This is a genomic window from Maribacter litoralis, assembly GCF_902506355.1.
GTDB lineage: Bacteria > Bacteroidota > Bacteroidia > Flavobacteriales > Flavobacteriaceae > Maribacter > Maribacter litoralis.
This window is the reverse complement of the sequence record NZ_LR733271.1, coordinates 4,249,628-4,270,898: the sequence shown is the minus strand read 5'-3', so window position 1 is coordinate 4,270,898 and position 21,271 is coordinate 4,249,628. Positions and strand designations below refer to the sequence as shown.

The window sequence follows — 21,271 nt, the reverse complement described above, 5'->3', positions numbered from 1 at the left end:
TCATTTTATTTCTTTAGATAAATATAACGCCTTCGAATTTTTCGAAGGCGTTTCTTTTTATTTTAACTTTTAAATAATGGAAGTTGTCCATTATATATAAACGCTCAAAGGATAATTGTTAATTTTGAAAAAAAATCATCTTGTATGAACTTTATTCTTTTTGATGGTCCGCGTAGGAATCATTTATTGCCTTTTACTTTTACCCGTCCGGTTTCAGAAATTCGCGTTGGTATTTTAACGCTTCGTGAAAGGTGGGAAGCATATTTAAAAGATTCCATTTCATCTCTAACAGAAGACTATTTAAGTATTAAATATCCCGTCAATATAAAAGGTGAAAATATATTTATAGATGCATCGGTTTTGCCTAATGATAATTTGCTTAAAGCAGTAAAATCTTTAAATAGCGGCGAGGTCTTAAAATTAGGGGATTTAACCATAGCTTATTCAAGTGATTCGGCAAAATCTGATGATGAATTGACTTCTTTTAAAATAGCTGAGTTTGCAGGAGAATTGGTTCAGATTAATAATACGTGGGATATTTTTGATAAGAATGCCGAGATTTTACAATCTGACTTTGATTTTATCACCAAAGGAAGAAAAAGTCAACCTATTTCAGAAACAAATCAATTGATTCACCCAGAGCGTATATTTCTTGAAGAAGGTGCCAAGGTTGAATTTAGTATACTCAATGCAACTGACGGACCTATTTATTTAGGGAAGAATTCCGAAATATGGGAAGGAAGTCTTGTGCGAGGAGCCCTTGCCCTTTGCAACAATGCAATTATAAAAATGGGTGGTAAGCTTTATGGTGCAACAACTATTGGGCCATATAGTAAGGTGTGTGGTGAAGTAAGTAACTCCGTTATTTTTGGCTACTCTAGTAAAGGTCACGAAGGGTATTTAGGTAATGCCGTATTAGGGGAGTGGTGCAACATTGGTGCGGATTCCAATAACTCTAATCTTAAAAATAATTATGCAAAAGTTCGTTTATGGGACTATGCAACAGAACGTTTTGAACAAACGGGATTACAGTTTTGTGGGTTAATGATGGGTGATCATAGCAAAACGGCCATAAATACCATGTTCAATACGGGGACTGTAATTGGTGTAAACTCAAATATATATGTTCCGGGTTTTCCAAGAAATTTTGTTCCTAGTTTTAGTTGGGGCGGTGCTTCTGGTTTTACAGCCTATCAACCGGCAAAAGCATTTGATGCAGCTAAGGTAATGATGGCTAGAAGAGGAGTGGAGTTTAATGAGGTTGAAGCCGATATTTTGACACATGTATTTGAAATAACAAAGAAATGGAGAAAGTACTAATTGCTTAATTCTGACTACCAATTAGTTGTAATTTTTTAAGCTAATATAAGATTAAGTATTTTTGCATTCTCAAAGAGATGATTAGATGAAGAAAAAAGTGGCATTTTACACTTTAGGATGTAAGTTGAATTTTTCAGAGACCTCTACCATTGCCAGAAACTTTACAGATGAAGGTTTTGAAAGGGTGGACTTTTCCGAAGAAGCGGATATGTACGTTATTAATACATGTTCTGTGACAGATAATGCCGATAAGAAATTTAAGACGATTGTAAAAAAGGCTCAAAAAATTAATCCTGATGCATTTGTAGCTGCTGTTGGTTGTTATGCGCAGTTAAAACCTGAAGAACTGGCAGATGTTGATGGTGTCGATTTGGTTTTGGGGGCTACTGAAAAATTTAAGATAACCGACTATATAAACGATTTAACCAAAAATGATCATGGTCAAGTGCATTCGTGTGAAATTGCAGATGCAGATTTTTATGTTGGTAGTTATGCTATTGGTGATAGAACAAGGGCTTTTTTAAAAGTTCAAGATGGCTGTGACTATAAATGTACTTATTGCACTATACCACTGGCAAGAGGTATTTCTCGAAGCGATACGCTGGAAAATGTACTTAAGAACGCTGCAGATATTTCTGAACAAGGTATAAAGGAAATTGTGCTCACAGGTGTTAATATAGGTGATTACGGTAAAGGGGAGTTCGGTAATAAAAAGCACGAGCATACTTTTTTGGATTTGGTAAAGGCGTTGGATGATGTGGATGGTATTCACCGTCTTCGAATTTCGTCAATTGAGCCAAATCTTTTGAAAAACGAAACCATTGAGTTTGTTGCTCAAAGTAAAACTTTTGTACCTCATTTTCATATTCCGTTGCAAAGCGGTAGTGATGATCTTCTAAAATTAATGAAGCGTAGGTATATGACCAATCTCTATAGAGAACGTGTTTCTAAGATTAGGGAGGTGATACCAAACTGTTGTATTGGTGTAGATGTTATCGTCGGTTTCCCGGGTGAAACGGAAGAACATTTTTTAGAGACTTATCATTTTTTAAATGATTTGGATATTTCTTACCTACATGTATTTACCTATTCTGAAAGAGATAATACTCCGGCGGCTACTATGAACGGTGTGGTGCCGAATAAGATACGTAACAAGAGAAGTAAAATGTTACGAGGCTTGTCCGTAAAGAAAAGAAGGGCGTTTTACGAAAGCCAACTCGGTAATGAACTTACCGTATTGTTTGAAGGGGAAAACAAAGAAGGTTACATACATGGTTTTACCGAAAACTATGTAAAGGTAAAAGCACCATGGAATCCTGCATTGGTCAATACTTTACATAAAGTGCAGCTTACGGAAATTGATGCTGATGGTTTGGTTCGGTTTAATTTTGTAAAAGAAGAAGTAGAAGTATAAAAAAAAACCTTTCGTAAAAGAAAGGCTTTTAAATTTTGTTAGATTCGAATACCTATCGGTAACATCTCTTTGTACTGTCTTCGGTTTTTACGAAGAAATCCGGCAATATGCGGACTAGTTGGAACAACTCTAAGGTTTCTTTCTTGAATAATACTTAGAACGGCTTTGATGAAGTTTTCTCTAAAACTCTCGTCTGTAATTTCTTCTGGAACTACCAATTTGGTAAGAAAGACTTTTCGTTCTTGAGAAGAGTATTCAATTCTCGCAAGATGACCGTTTACGGTAGTTTCAAATTGGCGCAGAAAAGAATTGTCATTAATGATAACATCGTTCATATAGATAATTTTAGTGTTGTTATTAGACAAAAAAATTACGATGTTCTCATATCGTAATTTTGTCATTTAGAAATGCTATAAAAAATTAAACACAATGAAAAGAAAGTGTTTTTCACATTCTCTTACAAAACTAGTTAAAAATTACTTAATTTCCTAGTTTTTACTACGTTTCATGGCTATGAAAGATAATAGAATTCATTTGTATTGTATGCCGGGTATGGCTGCAAGTCCTACTATATTTGAGTATTTAAATCTACCACAAGATAAATTTGTGTTGCATTTTTTAGAATGGATTATTCCTACAAAGGGTATTTCCTTTACTGACTATGCAAAGAAAATGAGCGGAGAAATCAATGAAGATAATGTGGTGTTGTTAGGTGTGTCATTAGGTGGGCTTCTGGTACAAGAAATGACCAAATATATACAGGTAAAAAAGGTAATTATCGTTTCAAGTGTAAAAACGCGACATGAGCTACCAAAAAGAATGTTGTTTGCAAGATACACCAGTATACATAAATTGCTTCCCACAGGGTTGATCAATAATGTAGAATTAGTTGCCAAATATGCCTTTGGTGAAAGCGTAACCAAGAGGTTGTCGTTATATGAAAAGTATCTGTCAATTAGAGATAAAAATTATATAGATTGGTGTATTCATGAATTGGTAAATTGGAATCAAGAAGTACCGTGTGATAAATTGGTACATATTCATGGGGAGAAAGACACTGTTTTTCCAATAAATCATATATCCAATTGTATTCGGGTTAAGAATGGAACCCATACCATGATAATTCATAGGGCAAAATGGTTTAACGAGAACTTGCCAACAATTATTTTGGAATAAGATAGTTCTATATATACCTTTGGTAGACTATAAAAGTGGGTAGAAACAAATTAAAAAATAAAATTCATGAAAACTATTAAGAATGTATTGATGTTGTTAGGAGTGGTATTTGTTGCGGGTACATTGATATTTGCCGTGGGTAATACCAATGCAGCCGTTGTTAAAGACAATTTAGTGGTAAATGATAGTGTTCAGAAAAATGTGGCAAAATCATATAAAATTTCGTCTATTGAGATACCTGAGAATTTAAATTTCGCGGGGGAAGTGGTTCCACAAGATGATCCAGAGATTTTAGAAAGAATTGATCGTGAGTTTTTGGTGAATACATACTGGCAGTCAAATGCCGTTTTACTTATTAAAAGAGCTCATAAATATTTTCCGGTTATAGAGCCGATTTTAGCAAAAAATGGTATTCCAGATGATTTTAAATATTTGGCTGTTGCAGAAAGCGGTTTAACAAATGTGGTTTCTCCTGCTGGGGCTACAGGATTTTGGCAAATTATGAAAGGTACGGGTAGGGAGTATGGTCTTGAAGTAAATTCTAACGTAGATGAACGTTATCACCTAGAAAAATCTACAGAAGTAGCTTGTAAGTATTTAAATAGATGGAAGAATAAATATGGTAGCTGGGCTTTAACGGCAGCTGCTTATAATGCAGGTCCTGGTGCGATCAACAAATACATGGGTATACAGCAAGTTGATAATTATTGGGATTTATTGCTGGGTAGTGAAACCGGTAGATATGTGTTCAGAATTATGGCTATAAAGGAGATTCTTTCTAATCCTGAAAAGTATGGTTTTCATATAGAAAAAGAAGACATGTACGAGGCTGTACCTACTTTTACGGTAGAAATAGATGAGCCAGTTGCTGATTTTGCCGACTTTGCTCAAGAGTACGAAATCAATTATAAAATATTAAAGCGCCATAACCCATGGTTGAGAGAGGCGCATTTAAATAATAGTTCTCGAAAAAAGTATACTATAGAAATTCCGAATAAAGGATATTATCGAGGAACCAAATAAATTTAGATTTTTTTCATTTGTTGCTGCATCATTTTAATTTGATCCGTCAACATATTGTTTTTGTCTAGCTTTTTTGCTTCGTTCAATAATGTAGTAGCTTCTCTTTTGCGTCGTTTCTGCATAGATATGCCTGCCAAGCTAAGTTTTGCCATAGCAACATCATAGTCCATCGTAAGACCTAGCTTTAATGCTTTTTTAAAGTATTTTTCCGCCTGGGTTAAATTGGTTTGTGAAAAAATGATACCGTGTAGGTAGTTATAATAACCTTGTTGTTTAACGGTTAATGCAGCTTCAGGGTTTTTAATTTTATCTAACCAGTTTTTTGTTCCGGTCAAATCTTGCTTACGCATTCTTAAAAATGCCAAGAGAATGATTTCATTTCTAAAATAAAGGAATATAAATATTAAAGAGAATAGGATAAGAAATATACCATTTCCAATATTACCTTCTATAAATTGGTATACGGCGTAGGCAATTATTAGTCCTGCAATAACTAATTTTAAATTTTTATTGAACATATTTTGAGTATTTTAATCTAGTTGATCGTTAAATTGAAATTTTAATTTTTATCAAAACCCTATTAAAATAAAGCGGTTTCAAGGCAAAAATTGAATTCGGGCAAAATTAATCAAAAGCTTCGTTTTCAGACGTACGGATTTATAAAAATATTTTTTTTCATAACCCTTGCTAAAGCAAAAACTCTTTGTATATTTGCGCCCAGTTTTACCTGTCCTTTGAAAAGGACGAATTTCAAAATTAATACAAAGCATTTAATTATATAGGCGATGAGCAAGAGAACGTTTCAACCATCAAAGAGAAAAAGAAAGAACAAACACGGTTTTCGTGAGCGTATGGCTTCCGTTAATGGAAGAAAAGTTCTTGCAAGAAGAAGAGCAAAAGGAAGAAAGAAGTTAACTGTTTCCTCTGAACCAAGTCATAAAAAATAATGATTTCATTGTTTTAAAAATATTTAGGTGTTACTTTTCTGAAAGTAACACCTTTTTTTTGTCCAATTCCCAAAATACAAAGTTTTAAAAATGCCAAAAAGAAAAGATTTAAACTCCATTTTATTAATAGGATCAGGTCCTATAGTTATCGGTCAAGCATGTGAATTTGATTATGCAGGTAGTCAGTCTTTACGTTCGTTACGTGAAGATGGTATCGAAACTATTTTGATAAATAGTAACCCAGCGACCATTATGACCGATCCATCGATGGCCGATCATGTTTATCTAAAACCTTTGACAACTAAGTCGATTGTGGAAATTTTAAAAGCACATCCACAAATTGATGCCGTTTTACCAACTATGGGAGGTCAAACCGCATTGAACTTGTGTATAGAGGCCGATAAAAAAGGAATTTGGGAAGATTTCGGTGTCGAATTGATCGGTGTAGATATTGATGCAATTAACATTACCGAAGATAGAGAGCAGTTTAGAGAGTTAATGTTGAAAATTGGTGTTGGCATGGCACCACAAGCAACGGCAACTTCTTTCTTAAAAGGAAAAGAAATAGCTCAGGAATTTGGTTTTCCTTTAGTAATACGTGCTTCATATACCCTTGGTGGTGCAGGAGCATCTATTGTATACAAGCCAGAAGATTTTGACGAGCAATTAAGTTATGGTTTGGAGATTTCGCCTATACATGAGGTAATGATCGATAAAGCCCTAATGGGGTGGAAAGAATATGAGTTGGAGCTTCTTCGCGATAAAAACGATAACGTAGTTATTATCTGTACTATTGAGAATATGGATCCAATGGGTATACATACAGGCGATTCCATAACGGTAGCACCGGCAATGACATTATCCGATAGAACCTTTCAGAAGATGCGAGATATGGCTATCAAAATGATGCGTAGTATCGGTGATTTTGAAGGAGGATGTAATGTACAGTTTGCCGTTAGTCCAGATGAAAATGAAGATATTATTGCAATTGAAATTAATCCGCGTGTATCAAGATCTTCAGCTTTGGCATCAAAAGCTACGGGTTACCCTATTGCAAAAGTTGCTACAAAATTAGCTATAGGTTATTCTTTAGATGAGTTGGATAATCAAATTACAAAATCTACATCGGCATTATTCGAGCCAACGTTGGATTATGTAATCGTAAAAATTCCTCGTTGGAACTTTGATAAGTTCGAAGGTTCTGACCGCACCTTAGGTCTTCAGATGAAATCTGTTGGAGAGGTAATGGGAATAGGTCGTTCTTTTCAAGAAGCCTTGCACAAAGCAACTCAATCGTTAGAAATTAAGAGAAATGGTTTAGGTGCAGATGGTAAAGGATATAAAAATTATGAACAGATCATAAGTAAGCTTACCATACCAAGTTGGGATCGTGTATTTGTAATTTATGATGCCATTCAAATGGGTATTCCATTAAGTCGTATTCATGAAATTACCAAAATCGATATGTGGTTCTTAAAGCAATATGAAGAACTGCACTTTTTGGAAAAAGAGATTTCAAAATATACCATTGCTACACTTTCAAAAGATTTGTTGTTAGAAGCAAAGCAAAAAGGATTTGCCGATAGACAAATTGCGCATATGGTAGATTGTTATGAGAGTGAAGTATACAATAAGCGAACAGAACTCAATATCAATAGAGTTTATAAGTTGGTAGATACCTGTGCAGCTGAGTTTAAAGCAATGACACCATATTACTATTCAACTTTTGAAGAAGAAATAGAAAAGCCAGATGGCACACGATATGTAGAGAACGATAGTATTGTTACCGATAAAAAGAAAATTGTAGTTCTTGGTTCCGGTCCAAATAGAATAGGTCAAGGTATCGAGTTTGATTACTGCTGTGTTCATGGTGTGTTAGCCGCTGCAGAATGTGGTTATGAAACCATTATGATCAACTGTAACCCAGAGACAGTTTCTACAGATTTTGATACGGCAGATAAACTGTATTTTGAACCTGTTTTCTGGGAACATATTTATGACATTATCCGTCATGAGAAACCAGAAGGGGTTATAGTTCAATTAGGCGGGCAGACTGCACTTAAGCTTGCTGAAAAGTTATCTAAATATGGGATTAAGATCATAGGGACTAGTTTTGAAGCTTTAGATTTAGCAGAGGATAGAGGTAACTTCTCCGATCTTTTAAAAGAAAATGATATTCCGTTCCCAAAATTTGGTGTTGCAGAAACAGCCGATGAGGCTTTAGCGCTATCGGATGAATTAGATTTTCCATTATTGGTAAGACCGTCTTATGTTTTAGGTGGTCAGGGAATGAAGATTGTTATTAATAGAGAAGAGTTAGAAGAACATGTAGTGGATCTTCTTAGAAAAATACCAAACAATAAACTGTTGTTAGACCATTACCTAGATGGCGCTATTGAAGCGGAAGCGGATGCTATTTGTGACGGTGAAGATGTGTATATCATTGGGATCATGGAACATATTGAACCATGTGGAATTCATTCAGGAGATTCAAATGCCACTTTGCCACCATTTAACCTAGGTGAGTTGGTTATGCAGCAAATAAAAGATCACACCAAGAAGATTGCTTTGGCATTGAATACAGTTGGGTTGATTAATATACAGTTTGCGATAAAAGATGAAGTTGTTTATATAATCGAGGCAAACCCAAGAGCATCTCGAACGGTTCCTTTTATAGCTAAGGCATATAAAGAGCCTTATGTAAATTATGCAACCAAGGTAATGTTAGGCGAGAAAAAAGTGAAAGACTTCAATTTTAATCCGCAACTAGAAGGTTTTGCTATTAAGCAACCAGTATTCTCTTTCAATAAATTCCCAAATGTGAACAAGAATTTAGGACCTGAAATGAAGAGTACAGGAGAGAGTATTTTATTTATAGATAGCCTAAAAGATGATGAATTTTACAATCTTTATGCTAGACGTAAAATGTATTTAAGTAAATAGTCCTATAATTAGACTAATCTTGAAAAGCAGAAGGAAAACTCTAAAATATTAGAGTTTTCCTTCTGCATACAATCTTCTTATTTCCTTCTTGTCAAATTTACCCACACTAGTTTTGGGTACTTGATCTATAGTAACAAAATGATCAGGAATTTGATACTTCGCAAAATCTTTTGCTAAATATTCTTTTAGCACTTCACTTGAAACAGTATTATTTTTGTCTGCTAAAACTATTGTGGCCAACGGTCTTTCTGACCATTTTTCATCGGGTATGGCAATAACGGCTGCTTCACTAATTTTTGGATGTGACATTAATGCCGATTCAAGGGCGACACTAGAAATCCATTCTCCGCCACTTTTAATCAAGTCTTTAGTACGGTCAGTAATTTCCATGTAGCCATCCGCATCGATTGTACTGACATCTCCAGTTCTAAACCATCCATCTTTCGTGAAGCTATCTCGGCTATTGGTTTTAAAATAGGACTTTATGACCCAAGCACCTTTCACTTGTAATTCTCCCATTGTTTTCCCATCACGAGGAGCAACTTCGCCATCATCGCCAACTATACGCATTTCTATACCGGGAAATTCAATTCCTTGTTTTGCTCTTATTTTAATTTGTTCCTTTTCGCTAAGATTCTCATGCTTTTGCTGTAATCTACTAGCGGTACCTAAGGGAGAGGTTTCCGTCATTCCCCAGGCTTGTACACCTTTAATACCAAAATCTTTTTCAAAATTTTCAATAAGACTTGCAGATAGGGCAGAACCACCAACAAGATATTCCTCTAAAGCTAATTTAGTTTTTGGCGGATTCTTTTTCATTGCTTCATAAACACCTCTCCATATAGATGGTACCCCATTAGCCTTATTGATCTTTTCGCTTTCTAGAATTTTTATGATCGCATCGGGTTGTAAATGTAGAGATGGCATTACCATATCTGATCCCGTTAAAAGGCACATATAGGGAAAACCCCAAGCCATAACATGAAACTGTGGTACAATGAGTAAAATTGTGTCCTTATTACTGTAATTGCCGGCATTTGGGGTAAGAATGGTCATGGCGTGTAAGTATGTTGATCTATGTGAGTATAGCACACCCTTTGGCATACCGGTAGTGCCGCTTGTGTAACACATACCGCTAGCATCGTTTTCATTTAAGGAAGGCCAGTCTATGGTTTCTATTTGCTCACCAATTAAATCTTCATAATGCATAATATTAGGCAGGGAAGTGGTGAAACCCGAAGCCGCATTTATAATGATGTACTTTTCTACGGTTTCCAATAGAGGGGCAATTTTTTCTAAAAGAGGCACTAATGTAGCATCAACAAATATGACCTTGTCTTCAGAATGATTGATAATGAATTCCGTCTGTTGCGATGATAGTCTAATGTTTATTGTATGGCAAACAGCGCCAATGCCTGGTATGCCGTAATACAGTTCTACATGCTGATAGTGGTTCCAGGCAAAAGTGCCTACCATATCGCCCTTCGTGATTCCAAGTTTGTTCTTTAAGGCATTTGCAAGTTGACAGCACCGTTTATATAGTTGTCCATAAGTGTATTCATGCCTTGTTCCATCAGGTAAATAGGATATTAATTTTTTATCGGGAAAAGCGCTCTTTGCATAATTTAAAATAGTGGTTGTGGTAAGCGGGTAATCCATTATTAATCCATTCATGATAATACGGTGTATTTTAAAATTAGATATTAATATGAAATTAAATACTTGATTAAATTAAGATATAACTAAAATTTTAACTATTAATATTTAAAAATAATAATCTTCTGTTAAGAGGTATGGTGTAACCGCTTTTTAGGTTAAAAAATAATTTTATCCGGTAATTAACTTTTTGATTTTATCGGTAAACTTGATTGTAGATTAAATAAAAGAACTTGAAAAAATTAATATTGGGTATTGGGGTGTTATTATTGGTTTTTGCCGCTTTGACTTATTGGTCACTATCAAGTACCGCAGAGACCTTTAAAACTTGCGAAATTTTAGGCATGCCAGATGTAGATAAGATTAATTTTAGGCAATACGATTCAGTTTTGATTGCGGCAAGTACTTTGTACGAGGCAAATGGGGTAAAAACCGTAATGCAGGGCGAACAATATAGAGAGGCGTGGTCAACACCAATTAAAGTTCCAATTTTATTCTTGAATGAAAAAGAAAATCCACTTAAAATTTTAGAAGAAGGTGGCGGAAAACAGACACATTCTTTAAAACTACAGAAAGAGGATGGAACATTAATGACTTTAAGGAGTGTAACCAAAGACCCATCTCCCTTGGTGCCTAAAATAGCGGAGACTTTGGGTATAGAAAACATAATTGTGGACGGAATTTCGGCACAACATCCGTATGCTGCATTGGTAGTTGCACAGCTATCTAATAAGGTGGGTGTGCTCAATACTAGACCGCAGTTAGTATTTGTGCCAAAACAAAAGTTTCTTTCAGATTATAATCATAAATATGGCAATAGACTATTTCTATTGGAATACGAAACCGAAGGAAATGCTAAGTGGTTGCAGTTAAAGAATGTTGATTCATTAATAGATACTGACGATTTGCAAGAGCTGAAAATAAAGCATCCGAGCAAGGTAGAGCTTAGTACTGAATCATTGGTAAGAGCTAGACTGTTCGATCTTTTAATAGGAGATTGGGATAGACATGCAAAGCAGTGGGGTTGGGCTATTGAAAATAATGGTGATGCCGTAAAAGCAATTCCTTTACCATGTGATAGAGATAATGCCTTTTTTAATTTAGAAGGTGTTTTGCCATCACTTATCTCTAACAATGCCTTTTTGCCAGAGGTGCAGAGTTTTGAAAAGGAAATCGATTTTTTACCTGGTCTAATTTCGCCTTTTGATATTTATTTTCTGCAAGATATTCCTTTATCGACCTTTAAGAAAGAGGCAGAAAAATTACAGTCATTATTGACAGACGATGCAATAGCATCATCATTTACAGTATGGCCGCAGTCAATTTATGAATTGGATGGAGAAGAGCTTATAGCAAAAGTAAAGAACAGGCGTAAGCACTTGGTAGCATATGCGACACAATTTTACCACGAGATTAAAAAGAGTGAAAGGCTGACCACGGCATTAAAAGGTTCAGAGGATATTGAAATGACCAAAGAAGAAATGGGTTGTTTTAACTGTACCGATAAATAAATTTCATCAAAAGGTAATGCCAAATTGTTGAAATTAGAAATATAAAATTATGACTGAGATTCTAGTAAAAAAAACCGAGAAATATATAAAGAACTTGTTAGCTGAACAGATGAACAAGAATTTTCTTTTTCATACCCAAGGTTATGCCAAGAAAACCATAGGTAAGGCAGAAAAAATATTGGAAGATAGTGAAGTGTCCAAGAACGATAGAAATGAGATCTTAATTGCTACTTGTTTTATTCATGCCGGTTATGCAGTAGATTATAACAATCATGTAGAGGAAAGTGTGCAGTTGGCGTCTAACTATTTGCGGGATAATAATGTTGATAAAGATAAAATCGACAAAGTACTCGATTTAATACGTAGCGCTTGGAACAATAAAGAACCGAAGAGTGTATCTGAGAAGATTGTAAAAGATGTTCGTACATGGTTTTACGCCTCAGAGGATTTTGAAGAGATGTTGCAGTTGTTGAGGCTTGAACTTGAAAATTTTGACAAATCTGTACCCGATATGGATACATGGCGTTTAGATTATGTAGAAGAGTTAAGGGTAAAACATCGGTTTTATACCGAATATGCGAAGGAAAATTGGCAAGAAGAGAAAGAAGATAATATTCTTTCGTTGATTTCTCGGTTGCAGAAAGCGGAAAAAACAGAAAGGAAAGAAGTTTTAAAAGCTAAGCTAAAAGATGAAAGTCCGCAGAGAGCTATTCAATCCCTATATCGAATTGAATTAAGAAATCATATAAAATTAAGTGATATTGCAGATACCAAGGCAAATATTCTTTTATCTGTCAATGCTATTATAATCTCTCTTTTGTTAGCTAATTTATTGCCTAAACTAGATACGCCATCAAATTCATATCTTATTTATCCTACGGTTATTTTCGTTCTATTTAGTATTGCTTCAATGATCATGTCGGTATTGGCTACTAGACCAAAGGTTGATAATGAAGATGTGGTTGAAAACGAAATCAATAAAAAGGATACAAATTATCTCTTCTTCGGTAATTTTCATACCATGAATGTGAAAGACTTTAAATCAAAGATTAGAGATATCATAAAGAGCCAAGATACTATTTATGATTCATTGAGTATGGACTTGTATTATCTAGGTAAGGTTTTACAAGAAAAGTACCGATTATTGAGGTGGACGTATACCATTTTCATTATAGGTATAATACTGTCCGTCGTTGCCTTCGGTTTTGCATTAAAGTACTATGGTATGGAAGATGAACTATTAGATGCTGTAACACCTATACCAGAGCAATAGGTAATTTTAATTAAACCAAACGGCATACTTTTTTCGCCTTAGCTCTAAAGCAAGCTCCTTTTCAATTTTTAATGCTTCTGCTCTTGTAGTTACAGGATCTATGTGGTTAAAAAGACTACCGCGTAGGTAGAGCCCATATTTGTTAACAATTTTAGAAGATATATTGTGTCCTTTTTTGCTTAAAGTTCCCTTTTTGTGTTGATCAAATCGTTCCTTTGGGGTTTTACTGGTCATGCCCACATACAAGCATTCTAACACACCGTTAAATTGTGGGTTGGCTTCTCTGAATTTTCTATGTTCAGTGTATACTTTTTTAGATAGTTCTATAACATAAATGGTATACATGAAGTGTAGTGTGATAAGTAGACTTAAGTATATTTTAAAAGCTTAGAGCTATTCTTCGAAAACTTCAATGCCTTCAGTGGTGAAAGAGAATGCCTGAGCTCCCAGACCACCTACCATAACAGCTTGAAACAATGGATTTAATTTTTTCTTTGAATACCAATCTATCATAAAATTAGCACCGCTACCACCCGAGGTGTCTTGTTGTTCTATGACATAATCAATAGTTTCCATTGGGGTAAGATAAATAGGGGAGTCTATATAGCTTCGTACCAAATCTCCTTCAGTATTGTAATAGTCGATCTTACTTACGAATAGACTATCTTTTAAACTAGTATTTCTAATACTCAAAGTAGCCGTCAGTAGCGTTCGAGAATCTCTTGTTTGATTATAGATATCTGAATAAATAGGAACGTAAACTTGTCTTTTAAAAGCATTGTTTGAGGCGGTATTTGCCTTTCTATTCAATGTATGATTATCTAAAATCTCAACAGGCACCTCTTCCGCAGATTTTTGTCTGCAAGAGAATACTGTTATTGCAAGAATACAAAAAAGGCAAATACCACCACTAAACTTTCTATTTTTCAAATGTCATATTTTAATCTTCCCATTCTGTATGGAAAATACCTTCGCGATCTAAACGCTCATACGTGTGAGAACCGAAATAATCACGTTGTGCTTGAATTAAATTTAATGGCAACTTGCTAGAAGTATACGCATCAAAATATGTAAGGGAATTTGATAGTCCAGGTAAAGGAATTCCGTTCTGTGCTCCAAATGCCACTAATTCTCTAGCTGCACCAACCGTTTCTTTTACTTTGTCAACAAAATTAGGCGAAAGCAAAAGGTTAGGTAATGATGGTTCCGCTTTAAATGCTTCTGTAATATCTGCTAAAAGTCCGGCACGTATAATACAACCCGCTCTCCATATTTTTGCAATAACCGATATATCCAAATCGTAACCATATTCTTTAGAAGCATCTGCCAATTGATGAAGACCTTGAGAATATGTGATAATAAATGAAAAGTAAAGCGCTTTTTCGGTAAGCTCTTCTAACTTCTCTTTATCCATATGTGTAACAGATGGTCTGTCATACAAAGCATCAGCTTTGATTCTTTCATCCTTTAGGGCAGATAGTTCACGCATACTAACAGCAACGTCTATAGATGGTACAGGAATGCCAAGATCCATGGCATTTTGGCTTGTCCATTTACCGGTACCTTTTTGTTTTGCCTTATCTAGAATTTGATCTACCAATCTGCCTTTGGTCAAATCATCTTCCTGCTCAAAAATTTCAGATGTAATTTCAACTAAAAAAGATTGCAGTCTACCTGAGTTCCATTTGGCAAAAGTGCTATGTAACTCATCATTATCATAATCACCTCCTTTTTTAAGAACATCATAAATTTCAGAAGTTAGTTGCATTAACCCGTACTCTATACCATTGTGAACCATTTTCACATAGTTTCCGGCAGATTTAGGTCCTAAATAGGCAACACATGGTTCACCATTATATTTTGCCGATACGGCTTCAAAAATTGGTTGAATATGCTCGTACGCAGATTTTGAACCACCAGGCATAATACTTGGTCCTCTACGGGCACCTTTTGCGCCACCAGATACACCGGCACCAAAAAAGTTGATTCCTTTTACTTGTAAATCAGCTTCTCTTCTATCGGTATCGGTAAAGAAAGAGTTTCCGCCATCAATGATGATATCACCCTTGTCTATATGCGGTAAAAGTGATTCTATTACCCCATCGACAATTTTTCCCGCCGGTACCAAAAGCATAATTTTACGTGGCTGCTTTAAATTTTTTACAAATGTTTTTATGTTGCTAGATGCACTTACTTTATCTAAATCTCCACCTAAAGTCTTTAAAGCCTCAACTTTTTCGTCATCTAAATCATATCCATAGGCAGAAAATCCGTTATCTGCCACGTTCAAGATAAAATTTTGTCCCATTACCCCAAGACCTACTAAACCAAAATCATACATAAATTGAATGTTTTATAATTAAAAGACATTGAAATGTTACAACTTAATAGCTGTTTGTTGTTTGTAACATAATGCGAATCAAAAATAATTTAAAATATTGACTTTAAATCCAAATTGTATCTTAATAAAGCCCGATAATGGCGTACTTTTTAAGATATTTGACGAATAAAAGAATATCTACCTAAAAATGAAAAAGACAGAAAATCATATGCTCATAATTTTTGGAGCATCTGGAGATTTAACGGCAAGAAAACTAATACCTGCAATATTCAATTTATATAAAGGAAACGATCTTCCTGAAAATTTTGTGGTATTAGGTGTGAGTAGGAGTGATTTGGGCGATTTAATATTTAGAAACAAAGTAGTTTTAGAAAGTCCATATTTAGAAAAGGAGCGAGAGGAGTTCGATGCGGATTATATTCAGAAATTTGCCGATAAGCTTTTTTATGAAGATTTAGGTTCAGACTATGATACCTCTTATGAGCGTTTAGAAAAGCGTATTTCAGATTTAGATCAAAAATATGGTACCAATGGTAACCATATGTTCTATTTGTCTACACCACCTAGTTTATATGAACCAATTGCGAAAAATTTATCTGATCAAGGGTTAAATGACGAATCTAGAGGTTGGAGAAGACTAATCGTAGAAAAGCCATTTGGCTATAGTTTAGAATCGGCTAAGGAACTTAATGATGGGCTACATACCTATTTTAAGGAAGGTCAGATTTTTAGAATTGATCACTATTTAGGTAAAGAAACGGTACAGAATTTATTGGTAACGCGTTTTGCCAACAGTATTTTTGAGCCACTTTGGAACCGTAACTATATTCACCATGTAGAAATTACCAATGCAGAAAGTGTAGGTGTTGAAAAAAGAGGTGGCTATTATGATAAATCTGGTGCATTGAGAGATATGTTTCAGAGCCATTTATTGCAAATTGTTGCATTAATAGTAATGGAGCCTCCATTAAGTGCAGATGCGGAAGAAATTCGTAATGAGAAATTGAAGGCATTGAAGTCTCTTAAAATTATGAAGGATGAGCAAACGCTTTTTGAAAATACGATCAGGGCACAGTATGTAGCCTCTAAAATTGATGGTCAAGAAGTAAAGGGATACCGTGAAGAAGAAGGTGTAGATGAAAACTCAACAACAGAGACATTTGCTGCAATTAAGTTCTTTGTCGATAACTGGCGTTGGGCAGATGTACCTTTTTATGTAAGAACGGCCAAGCGAATGCCTACAAAGGTAACAGAGGTAGTTATACATTTTAAAACTCCACATCATCAGATATTTAAAGAGTCGGGCATAAGTAATAAAGACAATAAATTAGTCATTCGAATTCAGCCCGATGAGGGAATCTTGATTAAATTTGGAGTAAAGGTACCTGGTCAAGGTTTTGAAGTAGAACGTGCAAATATGGATTTCTACTATTCTAGTTTAACCGAAACTCACGTAATGGAAGCATACGAGCGTCTGTTGTTAGATGCCATGCAAGGTGATGCTACTTTATATGCAAGAGCAGATGAGGTTGAAGCTGCCTGGGCATTTGTGGATCCGATTCTAGAGTATTGGAAAAATAGTAAAGATGTAAAAATGTACGGTTATGCGGCCGGTGTTTGGGGACCAGAAAATGCCAATGATCTTATAGAAGGATTGGGTGAGTGGCGTAACCCTAGCGAGAACTTGGCAGACGAATCTGGCTATTGTGTTATTTGCTAATTAAACGGCATTATAATTAAAGTAAAAGTTTAGAATGGAATTAAAAGTATATCAAAATAAAATAAAGGTAGCAGAAGAGTTCTCTAAGTATCTAATTGAAAAATCGGGTACTCAAGACGCTTTTCATATTGCCTTATCTGGTGGTAGTACACCTAAAATAGTCTTCGATGTTTTAGCGGATGAATTTTCAAATGATATAGATTGGAAAAATATTCATTTGTATTGGGGAGATGAAAGATGTGTTGCACCAGATGATGATGAGAGTAATTACAAAATGACGGTTGAGCATCTTATTTCTAAAGTAGATATACCGGAAGGAAATATTCATAGAATAAAAGGTGAGGCAGATCCAAAGCAAGAAGCAAAACGATATGGAGAACTGCTGGAAAAAGAATTACCAAAAGAATTGGGCTTGCCTCAATTCGATTTAGTGATTTTGGGTATGGGTGATGACGGGCATACGGCATCTATTTTTCCGCACGAAATCAATTTATGGGTTTCTCCAGATAATTGCGAAGTGGCTACACACCCAGAATCTGGTCAAAAACGAGTTTCACTTACCGGTAGAATAATCAATAATGCCAAAACCGTTACTTTTTTGGTAACAGGCGAGAGCAAGGCTGAAAAAGTGAAAGTAATTGTGGATAGGGAAGAAGGGTATATAGATTACCCAGCAAGTCACGTAGCACCTAAAACAAAAGACTTGGTCTGGTTCTTAGATGCTGCCGCGGCAAAATTGCTTACTTCATATCAATCTTAATATTCTCAGATTCCAATTCTTTAATATAATCTTCTGAGTTGAAGGATTTAGATTCAAACTTGGTGTCTCTTTCTTGAGCTTCAAGTTTACGGTATTTGCTGCGTGCAAATCTTCTTACTCCTTGATCATCTGTTATGATAAGACCTGGTACGGGAACATTTTTACCATCTGTTCCCTTAGCTACCATGGTGAAATATGATGAATTGCAATGCTTTTTAGTACCCGATGTTATATTTTCCGATTCTACACGAACACCAACTACCATAGATGTTCTACCAGTGTAGTTGATGCTTGCTTTCAAGGTGACCAGTTCACCCACTTCAATAGGGTTTAGAAAGTTTACTCGATTAACAGAAGCGGTTACACAATACTGTTGAGAGTGTTTAGAGGCACAGGCAAAGGCAATTTGATCCATTAAGTTCAATATATGCCCGCCATGTACCTTTCCTCCAAAATTAGAGTGGGACGGAAGCATCAACTCTGTTATAGAAACTCTAGATTCTTTTACACTTTTAAACTTTTCCATAAACTTGTTGCTATAATATTCTGGGGTTATTTAATTTCTAAAATGAGGTGATTTTTCAGGGTGTACTTCGGTAATGAAGTATTTGGTGTCGCCCAACCAAAAGAAAGTCGTATAGCGTTCTACATAATTTACTTTTACATACTGACCTTGGTATTCCTGTAATTTTTCTATGACCTCTTTATCCTTGTCCAATACGGAAAATGAGAAAATTTGAGCACCAGAAATTCCCTGGCTAATTTCACCTTCCCAAGTTTTAACCAGTACGCCTTTGTGGCTTATTTTAATGAGTTCTCCAGAGCGTACACCTTCGCTAAAGGTTACGAAGTATATAAAGGCATAATAAAGCGCACCGATTACGACAATGCCTAATAAAAATAATGAAACTATCTTTTTCATGTGTTTAGTTTTAATGTATAATAAGTGGTTGGTTTATAATTTTAATTTGGGTTCTTCTTCAAAATCCTCATCTTCCATTGCACGGTTAATTAAGGATTCTGGAATAGATTTTTTTGCTTTTGCACCCATTTTTTTAAGCTTTTCTATACTGGTTACGATATTACCTCTACCTTCAATCAATTTGTTCATTGCGCCACGATATTCACTTTTGGCATCGTCCATTTTTTTACCCACTTTCATAAGGTCACCAACAAAGCCTTCGAACTTGTCATAAAGAGCACCCGCTTGTCGGGCAATTTCAATGGCATTTCGTTGTTGTTTTTCGTTGTTCCACATACTGTCAATAGTACGTAGGGTAGCCAAAAGAGTAGAGGGCGTAACAATAATTATATTCTGTTCAAATGCTTTATTGTACAATGAACTATCATGATTTATAGCAATAGCAAAAGCTGGTTCTATTGGTACGAACATCAGTACAAAATCGGGACTCTCCATTTCATAAAGGTCTTCGTACTTTTTAGCGGATAATTGGTCTACATGTCTTCGAAGGGAGTTGATGTGGTCTTTTAAATACTTTTCTTTAAGCTCATCTTCGGCATTTACGTAACGCTCGTAATCTGTAAGGGAAACTTTAGAATCCACCACCATTTTCTTGCCGTCGGGTAAGTTGATGATAACATCTGGTAACACTCGGCTTCCGTCATCACGGGTAAAACTTTGCTGTACGGTGTATTCCCGGTCTTTTTCCAATCCCGATTTCTCCAAAACACGCTCTAATACCAACTCGCCCCAATTGCCTTGCATTTTGCTGTCACCTTTTAAGGCTTTGGTCAAATTCTCAGCTTCTTGGGTAATTTTAATGTTTTGGGTCTGTAGGTTTAATAATTGTTCCTTTAAAGCTGAATGAATACTGATGTTTTCCTTTTGACTTTCTTCCACCTTCTTTTCAAAAAGCAGTATTTTTTCATTTAAAGGAGTGAGGATGTTTTTTATGTTCTTCTCGTTACGCTCCGTAAATTTTAAACTTTTTTCTTCTAAAATTTTATTTGCAAGATTTTCAAACTCTTTGGTGAATTTTTCTTGAAGCTTTTCAACTTCATCTTTTTGCTCGCTGTTCTTTTGCTGCAAATTTTCAATATCTGCTTGGTAGCGAACAATTTTATGGCTTAAAAGTTCTTTTTCAGATTGTAGTTGAAGTTTTTGTTTTTCACTTTCCTGTAGTCGGTCTTGAAAAACAGATAGGTTGTTATGCATTTGCTGCTCACGTTCCTCTAACATACTTTGTCGGGATTTCGTTTTTAACAGCTGAATATAATTACCAAGAAAATAGCCAATGGCAAGGCAGAGGATTGTTATAGCTATGTATATGTAAATTTCGTTCATGTGAATGCTACAGTGATCTTGTAAAGATACTTGATTGCAAAGTAAAGTTTAAAAGAGCTGGTCTGTTTTTAATTAACATACCCTATCTAATTTCTGATAAATGTTAAAATAGCTATTTTTTAATCTTAAAAGAACCGGTAGTAGCATCAAAAGAAATAGTATCAGGAGGGAAAAGGGAGTCAAAACTATTATTTTCAATTAGTTTACAAGGTTGATCAAAGGCATTGGTGTCGCCATCTAATATCAACATTTTGTCGCATAATTGAATAGCAAGTTCAATTTCGTGACTGGTGTATAAAATGATTTTATTGGTTTGGTGGGCAATAGACTTTAATAGTTTTAAAATTGAAACTTTATGATATAGATCTAAATGCGTTGTGGGCTCATCCAACAATATAATATCGGTATCTTGAATTAATGCACGTGCTATTAGTATCCGTTGTAGTTGCCCATCGCTAAGTTGAAAACATTTTTTATTTAAGAAAGGCGCTAGCTCTAATAAGGCTATGCTTTTATAGATTACGGAAATGTCATTAGTACCTAGTTTCCCCAGCCAATTGGTGTAGGGTTGTCTACCTAATGCTAATAGCTCGTAAACCGATAAATTTTTAGAAGCGATAGGTTCTGTAAGTACCACACTTATTTTTGAAGCTATTTGTTGTTCATTGTAAGTAGCTAATTCTTTGCCATCTATGCGTATGGAACCTGCAATTTTAGGTTGAAAATTTCCTAATGTACGTAGCAATGTAGATTTACCAATTCCGTTGACCCCCACAATAGCGGCAAGCTCTCCTTTTTGTAAACTAAAAGAAATAGCTGAAGCAACCACCTTACCCTCATAGCCAATGCTAAGGTCGTTGATCAAAAGAGTGGTATGTTGAG

General features: G+C 35.2%; 20 protein-coding genes. 10 read left to right on the top strand and 10 right to left on the bottom strand.

The features are described 5' to 3' along the window. The first annotated feature begins 144 nt into the window (after positions 1-144). Complete coding sequence (locus EXIGUO8A_RS18340) at positions 145-1,320, top strand: GlmU family protein (RefSeq protein WP_159304286.1); 1,176 nt, start codon at positions 145-147, stop codon at positions 1,318-1,320. Positions 1,321-1,405: 85 nt separating this feature from the next. Next, positions 1,406-2,734: a tRNA (N(6)-L-threonylcarbamoyladenosine(37)-C(2))-methylthiotransferase MtaB gene (gene mtaB, locus EXIGUO8A_RS18335; protein WP_159304285.1), complete on the top strand. Its 1,329-nt coding sequence runs from the start codon at positions 1,406-1,408 to the stop codon at positions 2,732-2,734. A gap of 38 nt (positions 2,735-2,772) precedes the next feature. Here the strand turns inward: mtaB and EXIGUO8A_RS18330 are convergent, their stop codons facing one another. After that, positions 2,773-3,069, bottom strand: a complete 297-nt coding sequence (locus EXIGUO8A_RS18330) for a GNAT family N-acetyltransferase (protein WP_058103053.1) — start codon at positions 3,067-3,069, stop codon at positions 2,773-2,775. A gap of 178 nt (positions 3,070-3,247) precedes the next feature. Here EXIGUO8A_RS18330 and EXIGUO8A_RS18325 point away from each other — a divergent pair, with 178 nt between their 5' ends. Together EXIGUO8A_RS18325 and EXIGUO8A_RS18320 are read left to right on the top strand one after the other, a co-directional pair. Then, on the top strand, positions 3,248-3,910 hold the full coding sequence (locus EXIGUO8A_RS18325) for an alpha/beta hydrolase (protein WP_159304284.1): 663 nt from the start codon (positions 3,248-3,250) through the stop codon (positions 3,908-3,910). 66 nt (positions 3,911-3,976) lie between these two features. Further along, positions 3,977-4,933 (top strand): lytic transglycosylase domain-containing protein, encoded by a 957-nt coding sequence (locus EXIGUO8A_RS18320; RefSeq protein WP_159304283.1) that lies wholly within the window; start codon positions 3,977-3,979, stop codon positions 4,931-4,933. 2 nt (positions 4,934-4,935) lie between these two features. Here the strand turns inward: EXIGUO8A_RS18320 and EXIGUO8A_RS18315 are convergent, their stop codons facing one another. After that, positions 4,936-5,451 (bottom strand): DUF2892 domain-containing protein, encoded by a 516-nt coding sequence (locus tag EXIGUO8A_RS18315; protein ID WP_116769341.1) that lies wholly within the window; start codon positions 5,449-5,451, stop codon positions 4,936-4,938. A gap of 267 nt (positions 5,452-5,718) precedes the next feature. Between EXIGUO8A_RS18315 and rpmH the strand changes: the two genes are divergently transcribed. Both rpmH and carB read left to right on the top strand, forming a co-directional pair. After that, positions 5,719-5,880 carry a 50S ribosomal protein L34 gene (gene rpmH, locus EXIGUO8A_RS18310; RefSeq protein WP_036155072.1) on the top strand — a complete coding sequence of 54 codons (162 nt, stop codon included), beginning with the start codon at positions 5,719-5,721 and terminating at the stop codon, positions 5,878-5,880. A 90-nt stretch (positions 5,881-5,970) separates the two neighbouring features. Beyond that, positions 5,971-8,823 (top strand): carbamoyl-phosphate synthase large subunit, encoded by a 2,853-nt coding sequence (gene carB, locus EXIGUO8A_RS18305; protein ID WP_159304282.1) that lies wholly within the window; start codon positions 5,971-5,973, stop codon positions 8,821-8,823. 48 nt (positions 8,824-8,871) lie between these two features. Here carB and EXIGUO8A_RS18300 read toward each other — a convergent pair whose 3' ends face one another. Further along, positions 8,872-10,497 (bottom strand): long-chain fatty acid--CoA ligase, encoded by a 1,626-nt coding sequence (locus EXIGUO8A_RS18300; protein WP_159304281.1) that lies wholly within the window; start codon positions 10,495-10,497, stop codon positions 8,872-8,874. Between the two features lie 215 nt (positions 10,498-10,712). Between EXIGUO8A_RS18300 and EXIGUO8A_RS18295 the strand changes: the two genes are divergently transcribed. Together EXIGUO8A_RS18295 and EXIGUO8A_RS18290 are read left to right on the top strand one after the other, a co-directional pair. Continuing rightward, entirely contained in the window at positions 10,713-11,990 is a 1,278-nt protein-coding gene (locus EXIGUO8A_RS18295; RefSeq protein WP_236564521.1) for a type 1 glutamine amidotransferase family protein, read from the top strand. A 49-nt stretch (positions 11,991-12,039) separates the two neighbouring features. Further along, the gene (locus EXIGUO8A_RS18290) at positions 12,040-13,263 is read left to right on the top strand and encodes a Pycsar system effector family protein (RefSeq protein WP_159304280.1); all 1,224 of its coding nucleotides are present in this window, start codon (positions 12,040-12,042) and stop codon (positions 13,261-13,263) included. A 6-nt stretch (positions 13,264-13,269) separates the two neighbouring features. Here the strand turns inward: EXIGUO8A_RS18290 and EXIGUO8A_RS18285 are convergent, their stop codons facing one another. The 3 genes from EXIGUO8A_RS18285 to gndA are packed head-to-tail and all read right to left on the bottom strand — an operon-like array spanning position 13,270 to position 15,604. Further along, positions 13,270-13,608, bottom strand: a complete 339-nt coding sequence (locus tag EXIGUO8A_RS18285; RefSeq protein WP_116769337.1) for a ribose-5-phosphate isomerase — start codon at positions 13,606-13,608, stop codon at positions 13,270-13,272. A gap of 48 nt (positions 13,609-13,656) precedes the next feature. Continuing rightward, entirely contained in the window at positions 13,657-14,193 is a 537-nt protein-coding gene (locus tag EXIGUO8A_RS18280; protein WP_159304279.1) for a DUF3124 domain-containing protein, read from the bottom strand. A gap of 10 nt (positions 14,194-14,203) precedes the next feature. Next, a complete protein-coding gene (gene gndA, locus EXIGUO8A_RS18275) occupies positions 14,204-15,604 on the bottom strand; it encodes an NADP-dependent phosphogluconate dehydrogenase (protein WP_159304278.1) in 1,401 nt (466 codons plus the stop codon). Positions 15,605-15,791: 187 nt separating this feature from the next. On the opposite strand from gndA, the gene zwf reads away from it, so the two are divergent. Continuing rightward, positions 15,792-17,324 carry a glucose-6-phosphate dehydrogenase gene (gene zwf / locus EXIGUO8A_RS18270; RefSeq protein ID WP_159304277.1) on the top strand — a complete coding sequence of 511 codons (1,533 nt, stop codon included), beginning with the start codon at positions 15,792-15,794 and terminating at the stop codon, positions 17,322-17,324. Positions 17,325-17,358: 34 nt separating this feature from the next. Beyond that, a complete protein-coding gene (gene pgl, locus EXIGUO8A_RS18265; RefSeq protein ID WP_159304276.1) occupies positions 17,359-18,084 on the top strand; it encodes a 6-phosphogluconolactonase in 726 nt (241 codons plus the stop codon). Here pgl and EXIGUO8A_RS18260 read toward each other — a convergent pair. From EXIGUO8A_RS18260 to EXIGUO8A_RS18245, 4 genes are all read right to left on the bottom strand, one after another. Next, entirely contained in the window at positions 18,065-18,610 is a 546-nt protein-coding gene (locus tag EXIGUO8A_RS18260) for an acyl-CoA thioesterase (RefSeq protein ID WP_159304275.1), read from the bottom strand. The genes pgl and EXIGUO8A_RS18260 overlap by 20 nt on opposite strands. Before the next feature lie 30 nt (positions 18,611-18,640). Then, a complete protein-coding gene (locus EXIGUO8A_RS18255; protein WP_116769331.1) occupies positions 18,641-19,006 on the bottom strand; it encodes a 6-phosphogluconate dehydrogenase in 366 nt (121 codons plus the stop codon). A gap of 33 nt (positions 19,007-19,039) precedes the next feature. Continuing rightward, positions 19,040-20,389 carry a DNA recombination protein RmuC gene (gene rmuC, locus EXIGUO8A_RS18250; protein WP_159304274.1) on the bottom strand — a complete coding sequence of 450 codons (1,350 nt, stop codon included), beginning with the start codon at positions 20,387-20,389 and terminating at the stop codon, positions 19,040-19,042. Positions 20,390-20,501: 112 nt separating this feature from the next. Then, entirely contained in the window at positions 20,502-21,254 is a 753-nt protein-coding gene (locus EXIGUO8A_RS18245; protein ID WP_236564520.1) for an ABC transporter ATP-binding protein, read from the bottom strand. Positions 21,255-21,271: the final 17 nt, after the last annotated feature.